We start from the raw sequence: 12,131 nt of genomic DNA, 5'->3' as shown, positions 1-12,131 counted from the left end.
CCTGCGCGCGAAGACGGGCACGATCAATCACGTTTCGGCCCTGTCGGGATACGTGCGCGCCGCCAATGGCGAGCGCATCGCGTTCTCGATCATCAGCAACAACGTCCCGTCCACCTGGCGCGCCAAGCGCATCGAGGACGGGATCGGCGCCCGCCTCGCTGCGCTCGACCGGCCGGCTGTCCTCGGCGAGAACGTCTCGCGCGAACAGCCGATGCAGCCGAGCGAGCCGAACGTGACGGAGCCGACCGAGGCACCGCAGACGACGCCGGCCGCGCCGCCTGCAAGCGACGCCGCGCCTGCGACGGATCGGCCGTCGACGCACACCATCCAGTCCGGCGACACGTTCGAGGGAATCGCGAAGCGCTACGGGCTTACGGTGCGGGCGCTGCGTGCGGCGAATCCGGGGCTGGAGCCGCGACGGTTGATTCCGGGGAAGACGGTTCGGCTGCCGTAGTGAACGAATCTATTTACCGCTGAGGCGCGGAGGACGCGGAGGGGTTCGTCGACCGACCTCGCGCACCGGTAAGGCAAACGTCAGTCAAGGTGCGCATTTCCACGGGCCACTCTGCACACCGCCGCTACAAATTTGCATGCGTTTCGTTCACCGCAGTAAGAGCGTGGACGAAGATCCTTTCCAGGCCGTTCTCAGCGCCCTCCGCGACTCTGCGGTGAAAAAAATTCGTTCCCGAGCCGGACCTCTCAATCCGGCAGCAGCCGCCGCACCTCGGTAAACAGTCGCCGCAGTCGGTTCTCGAAATCCAGGTCCCCCGTCATCGCGTTCACCGCGACTCCGCCGTTGCCCAGGGCGGAGTGGATGATCGATGCGCCGCCAAGTGAGATCGCGACGTGCGAGACGCGGGCGGAATGTTCGGCGAAGAAGAGCAGGTCGCCGGGACGGACGGAGCTGAAATCGTTGCCGGGCTCGACATGCACGCCGATGCGGGCCTGCAGGTCGGAGTCGCGGGGGAGCGCGATGCCATGCATCCACATGACGGCCTGCGCAAAGCCGGAGCAGTCGGCGCCGCTCATGGTGACGCCGCCCCAGAGGTAGGGCGTTCCGTGCCAGCGGCGGGCGGTGCGTGCGATGCTGTCGCCGCGGGCGGGAAAACGGTCTGCGAGGCGGTCGACGTCGATGATCTCACCGGTGCCGATCGTGCCGCGGCGTCCGTCGGGCAGCTCGTACGTGCTGCCGAAGCGGAGCACGCGTGCGCCCCAGGGGAGGCGCGCGAGCGCGTTGCCGTCGTCGTCGACCAGCTCGGCGCCGAGTGAGACGACGGGCTCGCCGTAGGATCCGCGCTCCCACTGTTCGGCCCATTCGCGCTCACCGAGCCGGACGTAGCCCTCGTGGATCCAGCCCAGGTAGCCGTCCTCGGCCCGCACGCGCAGCCAGTCACCGCGCCGTGCGAGCAGGTCGAAACGCATGCCGAGCACGAGCTGGGAGATCTGGGCGGCGGGGAGTGCGGGATCGAGGTAGACGGGCACGATGGCCGCGCGCACGACGCCGTGTACGCCGGTCCCGAGCGCGGGGTCCGGCAGCCGCATGATCTCGTCGATGATGCGGCCGCCGGCCGCCTTGCCGGCTTCGGCCAGGAGCCGCTCGGCGGCCGCGATGTCCGTCGTCTCGCCGGTGAGCACGAGCTGGCCGTCGCGCGTTTCCAGCCTGATGTCGAAGATGCCGGAGCGGAAATCGGGAACGTGCTCCGCACGGATCCGTTCGATGATGTTCTGGACCTTCTTCATTCCGGTATCACGCGGTCGAGCGTTTCGATCACACGATCGATGTCGTCGCTGCTGTTGTACAGGTGTGGCGAGATGCGCAGCACGCCCTCGCGCGTCGCGCACTGCACGCCGGCCTGCTGCAGCGCGGCAAACGCATGATCGGCCGCGGGCGTGCGCAGGCACAGGATGCCCGACGCATGCGCGTCGTCCAGCAGCGACAGCACGCCACGGTGGGCGGCCCATTCGATCAGCGGCTGATGCAGTGCCCGCACGTGGGCGCGGATGTTCTCGACGCCGGCTTCCAGGATCACCTCGATCGAGTGTGCGAGCGCGAGCATTTCCGGGTACGGCAGGGACCCGACCTCGAAGCGTCGTGCGTCGTCGAGGAGATCGCGATCGTAGGACGTCAACGTCGCGAAGTCCTGGGTCGCGGAGTAGGCGAGCCAGCCGGTGTGCAGGGGGCGAAGCCGCGTGATGTGCTCGCGGCGCACCCAGACGAAGCCGGTGCCCCACGGCGCGCACAGCCACTTCTGGCCGCCTGCGGTGAGCAGGTCGACGTGCGCAGCCCGCGGTGCCAGCGGTACGACGCCCGCGCCCTGGATTGCGTCGACCGAAAAGAAGATCTGGCGGCCCCGGCAGATCTCACCGAAGCGCGGCAGATCGGCGCTCCACCCGGTCGCGAACTGCACCGCGGACAGTGCGAACAGGGCGACGTCGTCGCGATCGATGCGAGCGCAGAGCGCGTCCTCGTCGGGGCGGCCGAACGCATCGCAGGGCACGACCTCGACGCGGAAGCCGCTGCGTTCCAGTTCGAGCCAGGGGTAGACGTTCGCCGGGAACTCGCGATCGCTGACCACGATCGCCGGACGATCATCTCCCTCGGCGCGGCGCTGCAGCAGAAAGCTCGCGGCCAGGTTGAGCCCGACCGAGGTGTTCGGCACGAGCGCGATCTCGTCGACAGCGGCGCTGAGGAGCCGGGCTGCGGCGGCGCGCGCACGGGACAGTGCCGGTGTGAAGTCCTGTTCCGTCAGCCGGCCGGCCGAACGGCGGCGCAGAGCGTCCTCGAGCGCGGCGCGGCTGCGCTCCGGGAGCACGCCGCTCGAGGCGGTGTTCAGGTAGCAGGTGCCGGCGAGCGCCTCGAACTCGGCCATCATCAGCGCCTCAACCCGCATATCCGGCTGCATCTGCGCCACGTTCGCCGTTCCCTCTTGCTGACGCCTCCGTCCGCGGGCCGGTCCCCCTGTAGCCGGTGGCGAACAGCGGCAAACTGCTACGCCGGGGCCGCGCGGCGCCGCGCGATGTCCAGGCGGCGCCGCAACTCGAAGACCGACATCGTCTCGAGCGTGCGCTCCGCGGTGGCGCGCGTCTGCCAGCGCACCTCGGGCAGTGCGAGCACGGCCTCCGGATCCGCTTCCGGGCGCAGGATCATGTACCAGCGCCCGTGATGACGGGGCGTGTTCTCCTCCCGGGCACCCGCCACCCAGCGCTCGCCCGATGCGTCCTGGAACGTGACCATCCGCTCTAGCCTTCCTTTTCCGTAGCGTCGCGCAGCAGCTCGTGCAGCGCGGCGTCCTCCATCGTGTCCAGCTCCTGCTGTGCAGCGTCGTACCCGTCGCTGCGCAGCGGCGCCTGCATCACGGTACCGCCCCCGACGGGCACGAACAACGCGAGCAGTGCGCCCCACGACTCGCGCCCGAGCACGACGTCCCACTCCCGCCCGTCTACGTCGCGGAACCTGCGCATCCGTTGCTCCCCTTGCGCCCGTAAGCGAAACCCGGCAGCGTTCCCACACATCCCGCCACCCGGAGAATGCGCGCACGCATGCAGGATTCCCTGACCGACCGGCTGAACGAAGGCATCGCCGAGATCATGCGGTTCCTGCCGCGCCTGGCGGCCGCCCTCGGCATTCTGATGGTCGGCTTCGCGATCGCCAAGATGATCGAGCGCGGAACCGACCTCGCCCTGCACCGCGTCGGCTTCGACCGCTGGATGCGCGAGGGCGGCGTCACCGAAGCGCTGGAGCGCGCCGGTACCAGCCTGGACCCGTCGACCGTCATCGCGAAGCTCGCGTTCTGGACGGTCATGCTCCTCGTCATCCTGCTGGGCGCGAACGCCCTCGGCATCGCCGCCGTCAGCACGCTGTTCGCCGAACTGCTGAACTACATCCCCAGCGTGATCTCGGCCGTTCTCGTCCTCGTGCTCGGCCTGCTGCTCGGCGAGTTCGTCAAGGATCTCGTCCTCGCCTCCACCGGTTCGCTGCGCGCTGCCGGCAACCTCGCCCGCGTCGCCAAGGCCGCGATCATCCTGCTCGCCTCGTTCATGGCGCTCGACCAGCTCGAGATCGCGCAGGACATCGTGCTCGTCTTCTTCATCGCTGTCGTCGGCGCGGCCGCCCTCGCCGCGGGCATCGCATTCGGCCTCGGCGGCAAGGACATCGCAGCGGAGATCGCGCGCGACTACTACGAGCGCAGCAAGCTGCATCCCGCACGGCGGACCGACGACCTGCGCCAGGTGCGGGAACTGCCGGAGGATGCGACTGCGGCACCCCCCACCCACGTACCGCCCGGCGACCGGCGCGAGTAACGCGTCCCGCCGCTACACCGCCAGGATGTGGTAGCCGGTGTCCACGTAGATGATCTCGCCGGTCACGCCGCCGCCCATCTCGCTGCACAGGAAGACGGCCGCGTTGCCGACTTCGTCCAGCGTCACGTTGCGACGCAGCGGCGTCTTCTCCTCGATGTGGCCCATCAGCGTGCGGATTCCCTTGACCGCCGATGATGCCAGCGTCTTGATCGCGCCCGCACTGATGGCGTTGATCCGCACGCCGCGCGGCCCGAGATCCGCCGCCAGATAGCGCACCGATGCTTCCAGCGCCGCCTTGGCCACCCCCATCACGTTGTAGTGCGGGACCACCTTCTCTGCGCCGTAGTACGACAGTGTGACGATGCTGCCGCCGTTCTTCTCGAGCATCGGCGCGGCACGGTTCGCAATCGCGACGAGGGAGTACACGCTGACGTCCATCGCGGTTCGGAACCCCTCGCGGGTCGTGCTGACGTAATCGCCCTCCAGCTCCTCACGCGGCGCATAGGCGACGGAGTGGACCACCGCATCCAGTCCGCCCTCCAGCTTCGCGACCTCCTCGAACACGGCGTCGATCTGCGCGTCGTCCGTCACGTCGCAGGGGAGGATCAGCTCCGCGCCGACACTCTCGGCCAGGGGGCGCACCCGCCGCTCCATCACCTCACCCGCGTACGTGAAGACGAACTTCGCGCCCTGCGCATGCATCGCCTGCGTGATTCCCCATGCGATGCTGCGCTCGTTCGCCAGCCCGAAGACCAGCACCCGCTTGTTCTCGAACAGGCGCCCAGCCGTCATATCGTTCCCCTTACCTGGACCGGTCGCCCCGGTCTACTCGAACATGTCGAACGCGGCACCGAGATCCGCCTTCGAGTACACGCGGAATGCCACCAGCGTGTTCGTGCGCTCGATGCCGGGCACACGCGCGAGGTGCTCCGACACCACCTCGGCAATGCGCTCCCACTCCGCGACGCGCACGATCGCGATCAGGTCCCAGTCCCCCGAGACCGAATAGACCTCCGCAACGCCGTCGATGCCGGCAACCTCGCGGGCCGCCGAGGCAATGTGCTCTCGATCCGCCCGGATCAGCACGACCGCCGCCACCATTCGTGAACCTCCGCGTTGCCGCCTCTCCTGCGCGAACGGGGGCGAAGCTACGCCCCGCGCGCCACGCCCCGCAAGCCGACTTGCGGGCCACCGGCCGCGCGCCGATCTTGCCGCGCGCATGCCGAACCGGACCGATGCACCGCCCGCACGCGAGCACGTCGCGCGGGCGTATGTGCTGCTGATGCTGATGGTGCTCATCTGGGGCGCGAACTTCTCCGTCTCGAAGGTCGCGCTCGCATCCGTGCCGCCTCTCGCGTTCAATGCCCTGCGCTTCCCCTGCGCCGCCATCGCCGTCTTCATCGTGCTCCGTCTGCGCGGCCCGATCCCCTGGCCCGCGCCGCAGGACATCTCGCGCATCATCGTGCTCGCACTGCTGGGCAACGTGCTCTACCAGCAGTTCTTCATCTTCGGCCTCGACAGCACCGATGCCGGCATCGCCGCCGTGCTGCTGGCCGGATCCCCGATCCTGACTGCACTGCTCTCCGCCGCGGTCGGTCACGAGCGCGTGGGACCCCGCACCTGGGTCGGAGTGATCGCGACGTTTGCCGGAATCGTGCTGGTCGTACAGCAGAGCGGCGCCATGGCGGCCGCCAGCAGCGCGACGTCGACCGGGGCGCTGCTGATGGTCGCCGCCTCGGCGTCGTGGGCGATGTTCACCGTGGGATCCCGCCCGCTCCTCGCCCGGTACGGGCCGACTGCTGTCACGGCATGGACGCTCTGGGTCGGTACGGCCATGCTCGTGGTGATCGGCGCTCGACAGGTCGTGGCCCTGCCCGAAGGCTCGCTCACGCCGGCGGTGTGGAGCGGCATCCTCTACGCGGGCGCGCTCAGCATCGGGATCTCCTACCTCATCTGGTATCACGCCGTCAACATCATCGGAAACACGCGGACGGCCACGTTCTCGAACGCCGTGCCGGCGGTGGGGCTGCTGGTCGCGTGGATCTGGCTGGGCGAGGTGCCCACGGCCGGAGAACTGCTGGGTTCCGCCATCATCATCGGGGGCGTCGCGCTCGCGCAGACACGCCGCTGACCGGTATAATCGCGCCATGAAGACACCTGCCCACGGCCCGCCGCCGCCGCTGCGGCCCGCCGTGCGGCTCGATCCGGCGATCTTCCAACTCCCGGTCGAGCGCATGCGCGAGGGGTACTACTCCGACAAGTACTTCGTGTACGCCCGCGACATCCTGCGCGCGCACGACCGGCAGACGGTCGTCACGATGCAGGTCTTCCAGAAGAAGCACGCCTGGCTGGGGGGCACGGACGAGGCGATCGCGATCCTGAAGCAGTGCCTGAGCAAGGGGTACGCCTGGACGGACCTCGAGGTACTGTCACTGCGCGACGGCGACGAGGTCACACCTCGTGAGCCGGTCATGCACATCACCGGCCCGTACGAGGCTTTTGCGCACCTCGAGACGCTGTACCTGGGCGTGCTGTCCCGTCGTACAAAGGTGGCGACCAATACCCGACGCGTGGTTGTCGCGGCCTGGCCGAAGCCGGTGATGTTCTTCCCTGCGCGGCACGATCACTGGCTGGTGCAGACGGGCGACGGCTACGCCGCCCACATCGCCGGGGCGATCGGCGTCTCGACGGATGCACAGGCGTCCTGGTGGGGCTCGCGCGGCATTGGTACGGTGCCGCACGCGCTGATCGCCGCCTACGACGGGGACACCGTGCGGGCGACGGAGGCCTTCGCGGAGGTCGTGGATCCGGACGTGAACATCATTGCGCTGGTCGATTTCGACAACGACTCGGTGAAAACGTCGCTGGATGTCGCGCGCGCCCTGGGTGATCGCCTCTGGGGCGTGCGGCTGGATACCTCCGAGACCATGGTGGACCGTTCGATCCTGCCGATGATGGGGTCATTCAAGCCGACGGGCGTGATTCCGCGGCTCGTGCACAACGTGCGTGACGCGCTCGACGCCGAGGGTTTCGAGCACGTGCGGATCGTTGCGTCGGGGGGCTTCGACGACGGCAAGATCGCGGAGTTCGAAAAAGCGGGCGTGCCGGTGGACTCGTACGGCGTCGGTTCGTTCCTGCTGCGGGACCGCTACGATTTCACGGCGGACGTCGTGAAGGTGGAGGGGCGGCAGGTCGCGAAGGCGGGACGTCGCTACGTGGAGAATCCGCGGCTGGAGCGGGTGGAGTAGGTGGGGCGGGCCTCCGTGCCTGGGCATGGGCGGGGCTCCAGGATCGTGAGGCGGGCCGGGGCCCTGGGCCCGGGGCCGGGGCCGGGGTGGAACAGCGGGAACGGCGGCACATCGCGGGAACGCGGCGCGGATCGGGGCGGTAGAGGAACCGCGCGCTTCCGCTGGCTGTGATTTCTTGCGGCCTGCCGCGCGGCGCGCCTAGCTTGGCCGCCCCATGACTCTGAATCCGGTACACGTGCGCATGATACGCCGTCTTTCTCTGTTTGCCCTGGTTGCCGCGCTGGTGCCCGCTGCCGCATCGGCCCAGCGGATCGATTCCCCGTACCGCTTCATCGAGCCCGGCCAGTCCGTGGGCCTCTACGCGGGCTACGTGTCGACCGGGCAGAACCCGCTGGAGCTGGGTCCCAGGAGTGCCGCGGTGTTCGGTGCGCGCTACTCGATCCGCATCAGCGGTCCGTTCAAGGCCGAGGCGACGATCGGTTTCATGCCGAGCACGCGCGACGCGTTTGCGGTGGACACGCTGGCGGGTGATGCACAGAACCGCTCGTTCCTGGTGGAGGCCGACGCGCAGATGCTGTCGGCGACGGCTGCGCTGCGCTTCGACATCACGGGTGCCCGCACGTGGAACCGGCTGCAGCCGTTTCTGCTCGCGGGCGGCGGTGTTGTGGTCGACATCTCCTCGCTGACGGAGGAGGAGGAGGAGCTGCCGGTCGACGACCGCTACGATTTCGGCACGAGTTTCGCCGGTGAGCTGGGAGCCGGCGTCGAGCTGTACCTCACGGATCGTCTGTCGCTGCGCGCGGATGTGCGCGACGCCTTCTGGAAGCTGCCGACACCAGCGGGATTCGTCCTTGCGGCGCCGCGCGGCGAGCTTTCGGAAGACGAGTGGGTCAGCAACTGGGTGATGTCGGCGGGAATCTCTGTGCATTTCTGAGGAGTCCGCCATGGTGAACGATTACGAGGACACCCGCGATCTCGGGGAGCTGACGGACGGTGAGCTGCGCGACCTGATCTACGAGCGGCTGCGTGCGAATGACGCGCTGATCGAAGAAACGGACATCGACGTGCGCGTGGTCGCGGGTGCCGTGACGCTCACGGGTCGCGTCGGGACGGAAGGCGACCTGCAGCGCATCGAGCAGGTGATCACCGACGAGATCGGTGTCGTAGATGTGACCAGCAACATCGGCATCGACGAGGGGCTGCGCGACCAGCAGCCGGACGCCGCAGACGAAGCGGTCATGGAGGGTCTGGACGAGCGCGCGACCAGCGGCGGCGCAGACCGCACCGAGGACTCTGCCGAGCACCTGATGGAAGATCGCGCCGCGGAGCAGTACGGCACGCGTGACATGGGTGAGGCGATCGAGCGCGGCTACTCGTACGAGCCGCCGGACAGCCCGACTCCGGAGGGGACGCGATCCCGGGAAGAGCACTGAAGTCACGCGGGCAGGCGCTGCTCTGCGCCTGCCTGATTGCGCTCGCGGTCGCGTGTGAGTCCCGCGAGCGCGAGGTCATCCTCGCCTGCACGACGTCCGTCGAGGACAGCGGACTGCTCGATGCGCTGCTGCCGGCCTTCTCCACGCAACATCCCGGATACACTGTCAAAGTCATTGCCGTCGGGAGCGGCGAGGCGCTCGCGCTGGCGGAGCGTGGGGACGCGGACGTCGTCATTGCGCACTCGCCCCGGGCGGAGGAGCAGTTCATGGCTGAGGGCCACGGCCGTGAACGCACCGCGATCATGGCCAACGACTTCGTGCTGGTCGGCCCGGCTGCTGACCCGGCGCGCGTCCGGGGCCAGCCGGTCACGGATGCGCTGCGCAGCATCGCGCACGCCGCGGCTCCCTTCGTGTCGCGCGCCGACGATTCCGGCACGCACGCTCGCGAGCGCTCGCTCTGGCGCGAGGCGGGCGTCGAGCCCGCGGGCACCTGGTACATGGAGATCGGCCAGGGGATGGGCGAAGCACTGCGCATCGCGAGCGAGCGGGCGGGCTACACCATCAGCGATCGCGCGACGTACCTCGCGCTGTCGCGCAGCCTGCTGCTGGACGTCCTCGTCGAAGGCGACGATGGCCTGCGCAACGTCTACTCCGTGATCACGACGGCGCGCGGCCGCAACCGCACGGGCGCCGATTCGCTGGCTGGCTGGCTTGCCGGGGCGGATGGCCAGCGACGGATCGGTACGTTCGGTGCGGAGCAGTTCGGTCGCAGTCTCTTCGAGCCGCTCGCGCCAGCGGACTGATGGACGTCTTCCTGGACAGCCTGCGAGAGGCCGCTCGGCTGCTGCTGAGCGGCGACGCGTACGTCTGGAAGATCCTGCTCCTCTCGCTGCGTGTTTCCGGCGCGGGCGTGCTGCTCGGCCTGCTGATCGGGCTGCCCGTCGGGATCGCAGTGGGGCTGCTCCGGTTCCCGGGACGCGGCCTCGCGATCGCCATCATCCACACCGGATTCGCGCTGCCCCCCGTAGTCGTCGGCCTGTTCGTGTACATGGTGTTCTCGCGCTCCGGTCCGGCCGGTCACCTCGAGCTGCTCTTCACGCCTGCGGCCATGATCATCGCGCAGGCCATGCTCGCCGCGCCGTACGTCGCCGGGATCAGCATGGCGGCGGTACAGGCCGTGCCGCGCGACGTGCGCCTGCAGGCTCGCGGCCTGGGTGCGAGCCGGACGCGCGCGCTGCTCACGCACCTGGCCGAGGCCCGGCTGGGGCTGTTCGCTGCCGTAGTCGCCGGGTTCGGCGCCGTGATCTCCGAGGTGGGCGCGGTCATGATGGTCGGCGGCAACATCGCGGGCGAGACGCGCGTGATGACCACCGCCATCGTCCTCGAGACGCGACGCGGCAACTTCGCGACCGCGCTCGCATTCGGGCTGGTGCTCCTCTTCCTCGCCTTTGTCGTGAACGCGCTGCTGACGCGTGCGCAGCAGGCACGCGTGCGTGCAGGCGTGCACCGTCCCGTTGCATGAATCGGATGGCGCTGGCCCCGGTGGACGAGCCAATTCCTGGCGGCCCGCAGCACGCACCGCTGCTGCGCGCGGAACGCATCACCCGTGCGTATGGCGAGCGCACGGTACTGCGCGACGTGTCGCTGGAGCTGGAGCGCAACCGCGTGCTTGCGGTGCTCGGGCCCAATGGTGCGGGCAAGTCGACGCTCTTTCGCATTCTGTTGCTGGTCGAGGCTGCCGATGCGGGCCGGGTGCTGCTCGACGGGCAGGAAGTCGGGCCGCAGGATGCGGCGGCCCGAGGTCGCATTGCAGGCGTGTTCCAGCGCCCCTGGCTGTTCCGCGGGACCGTGCGAGCCAACGTCGCCTATGGTCTGCGGGCGCGGGGCGTGGGGCGGGCCGACGCGGTGAACGCATGTGCACCGGTGCTCGATGCGCTGGGCCTGGCCGGTCTCGCAGACTCGCCGGTCGACTCGCTGTCGGGGGGCGAGGCACAGCGCGTCGCGCTCGCGCGAGCGCTGGTGCTGCAGCCGGACGTGCTGCTGCTGGATGAGCCCACTGCGAATCTGGATGTCACGGCGCAGCGTCGCTTCCGTGAGGATCTCGAGCACCTGGTGCGCGCCCATGCGCGTGCGGCGATCGTGGTGACGCATGACGCCGGCGAGGCGTTCGCGCTGGCGGACCGGGTGGCGGTCATCGAGGGCGGCAGCATCACACAGGCAGGCACTCCGGCCGAACTGGTGAGCGCACCTGCGACGTCGTTCATCGCGGCGTTCACCGGTGCGGAGCTGCTCCTGGACGGGGTCGTCCAGGGCATCGAGGACGGAGGACTCCTGGACGTGCGGCTGGCGGGCGGTGCAGTCCTGCGAGGGCGCATGGCCGAGGGGCATGAACAGCCTGCGCCCGGTGCCGGCGTGCACGTAGCCTACCGTCCGGAGGACATCACGCTGGGGCCCGCCGACCTGGAGGTCGCCACGAGCGCAGTGAACCGGCTGCCGGTCAGCGTGAGCGCCGTCGTGCCGACCGGCGGACTGGTGCGCGTGCGACTGGAAGGAAGCGCGCCACTGGCCGCCCTGCTCACGCGGGGCAGCGCGGACGCGCTGGAACTGGCACCCGGCCGACGGGTCACGGCGTACCTCAAGGCGACGGCGCTGCGCGTGTTCCCCGCCTGAATGCAGCGCCCACCTCCACCCCGTATATTCTGCCCCATGGTTTCCCGGTACGCGGTCGAAGAGCGGCGCTTCATCCTGCGGGTGGACAGCGAGCGCAGCTTCGAGGGCACCTGCTCGCCCGGCGCGCTGCACGCGCTCGCGGCAGGGCGGCTGCTCTCGGAGGGTGTGCTCGGGGGGCGGCGTGTCGCTGCCATCGACGTGACCGAGCGCGACGACACGATCGTGCTGCACGCGCAGGTGCGTCCTGCCGAAGCGCACGAAACGCTGAGCCGGGATCGCCGCGCACATCCACATCCGCCGCCACAGGAAGCACTGCACGAGATGTTGCGGGAGCTGTTCCGTGCAGGCGATCAGCGGCACCCGGCCGGGGGTGTCCATGTTGCCGCACTGTGTGACGGTGAGCGACTGCTCCATATCCAGACGGACATCGGGCGGCACAACGCGGTCGACAAGGTGCTGGGCGCTGCACTCCTGATCG

At 69.3% G+C, this 12,131-nt stretch carries 16 protein-coding genes; 10 read left to right on the top strand and 6 right to left on the bottom strand.

Features of this window, described 5'->3' with window-relative positions; genetic code table 11:
• The coding region (locus VFU06_12955; GenBank protein HEU5210296.1) for a LysM peptidoglycan-binding domain-containing protein at window positions 1-454 on the top strand (454 nt) is incomplete at its 5' end.
• A 245-nt stretch (window positions 455-699) separates the two neighbouring features.
• Here the strand turns inward: VFU06_12955 and VFU06_12950 are convergent.
• The 4 genes from VFU06_12950 to VFU06_12935 form a co-directional block, all read right to left on the bottom strand.
• Window positions 700-1,740, bottom strand: a complete 1,041-nt coding sequence (locus tag VFU06_12950) for a C40 family peptidase (GenBank protein ID HEU5210295.1) — start codon at window positions 1,738-1,740, stop codon at window positions 700-702.
• On the bottom strand, window positions 1,737-2,891 hold the full coding sequence (locus tag VFU06_12945) for an aminotransferase class V-fold PLP-dependent enzyme (protein HEU5210294.1): 1,155 nt from the start codon (window positions 2,889-2,891) through the stop codon (window positions 1,737-1,739). Before VFU06_12945 ends, VFU06_12950 begins: the two co-directional genes overlap by 4 nt.
• 98 nt (window positions 2,892-2,989) lie before the next feature.
• A complete protein-coding gene (locus VFU06_12940; GenBank protein HEU5210293.1) occupies window positions 2,990-3,235 on the bottom strand; it encodes a hypothetical protein in 246 nt (81 codons plus the stop codon).
• 5 nt (window positions 3,236-3,240) lie between these two features.
• Window positions 3,241-3,462, bottom strand: coding sequence for a hypothetical protein (locus VFU06_12935; protein ID HEU5210292.1), 222 nt, complete (start codon window positions 3,460-3,462; stop codon window positions 3,241-3,243).
• A 78-nt stretch (window positions 3,463-3,540) separates the two neighbouring features.
• On the opposite strand from VFU06_12935, the gene VFU06_12930 reads away from it, so the two are divergent.
• Complete coding sequence (locus VFU06_12930; GenBank protein ID HEU5210291.1) at window positions 3,541-4,302, top strand: hypothetical protein; 762 nt, start codon at window positions 3,541-3,543, stop codon at window positions 4,300-4,302.
• Window positions 4,303-4,314: 12 nt separating this feature from the next.
• Here VFU06_12930 and VFU06_12925 read toward each other — a convergent pair whose 3' ends face one another.
• The gene (locus VFU06_12925; protein ID HEU5210290.1) at window positions 4,315-5,094 is read right to left on the bottom strand and encodes an enoyl-ACP reductase; all 780 of its coding nucleotides are present in this window, start codon (window positions 5,092-5,094) and stop codon (window positions 4,315-4,317) included.
• 33 nt (window positions 5,095-5,127) lie between these two features.
• The gene (locus tag VFU06_12920; protein ID HEU5210289.1) at window positions 5,128-5,403 is read right to left on the bottom strand and encodes an Lrp/AsnC ligand binding domain-containing protein; all 276 of its coding nucleotides are present in this window, start codon (window positions 5,401-5,403) and stop codon (window positions 5,128-5,130) included.
• Between the two features lie 118 nt (window positions 5,404-5,521).
• Here VFU06_12920 and VFU06_12915 point away from each other — a divergent pair, with 118 nt between their 5' ends.
• The 8 genes from VFU06_12915 to VFU06_12880 all read left to right on the top strand — a co-directional run.
• Window positions 5,522-6,433: a DMT family transporter gene (locus VFU06_12915; protein ID HEU5210288.1), complete on the top strand. Its 912-nt coding sequence runs from the start codon at window positions 5,522-5,524 to the stop codon at window positions 6,431-6,433.
• Between the two features lie 16 nt (window positions 6,434-6,449).
• The gene (locus tag VFU06_12910; protein ID HEU5210287.1) at window positions 6,450-7,550 is read left to right on the top strand and encodes a nicotinate phosphoribosyltransferase; all 1,101 of its coding nucleotides are present in this window, start codon (window positions 6,450-6,452) and stop codon (window positions 7,548-7,550) included.
• A gap of 241 nt (window positions 7,551-7,791) precedes the next feature.
• Window positions 7,792-8,484: an outer membrane beta-barrel protein gene (locus tag VFU06_12905; protein ID HEU5210286.1), complete on the top strand. Its 693-nt coding sequence runs from the start codon at window positions 7,792-7,794 to the stop codon at window positions 8,482-8,484.
• A gap of 10 nt (window positions 8,485-8,494) precedes the next feature.
• Window positions 8,495-8,983 carry a BON domain-containing protein gene (locus VFU06_12900; GenBank protein HEU5210285.1) on the top strand — a complete coding sequence of 163 codons (489 nt, stop codon included), beginning with the start codon at window positions 8,495-8,497 and terminating at the stop codon, window positions 8,981-8,983.
• Window positions 8,965-9,786 (top strand): substrate-binding domain-containing protein, encoded by an 822-nt coding sequence (locus tag VFU06_12895; GenBank protein ID HEU5210284.1) that lies wholly within the window; start codon window positions 8,965-8,967, stop codon window positions 9,784-9,786. The genes VFU06_12900 and VFU06_12895 overlap by 19 nt, the downstream gene beginning before the upstream one ends.
• The gene (locus VFU06_12890) at window positions 9,786-10,505 is read left to right on the top strand and encodes an ABC transporter permease (protein HEU5210283.1); all 720 of its coding nucleotides are present in this window, start codon (window positions 9,786-9,788) and stop codon (window positions 10,503-10,505) included. The genes VFU06_12895 and VFU06_12890 overlap by 1 nt, the downstream gene beginning before the upstream one ends.
• A gap of 5 nt (window positions 10,506-10,510) precedes the next feature.
• On the top strand, window positions 10,511-11,653 hold the full coding sequence (locus tag VFU06_12885) for an ABC transporter ATP-binding protein (protein ID HEU5210282.1): 1,143 nt from the start codon (window positions 10,511-10,513) through the stop codon (window positions 11,651-11,653).
• 36 nt (window positions 11,654-11,689) lie between these two features.
• On the top strand, window positions 11,690-12,131 hold a 442-nt coding region (locus VFU06_12880; protein ID HEU5210281.1), incomplete at its 3' end, for a formate dehydrogenase accessory sulfurtransferase FdhD.

Source organism: Longimicrobiales bacterium, assembly GCA_035764935.1.
In the GTDB taxonomy this organism is placed as follows: domain Bacteria; phylum Gemmatimonadota; class Gemmatimonadetes; order Longimicrobiales; family RSA9; genus DASTYK01.
The sequence above is the reverse complement of the archived record's forward strand: the minus strand, read 5'-3'. Positions and strand labels throughout refer to the sequence as shown.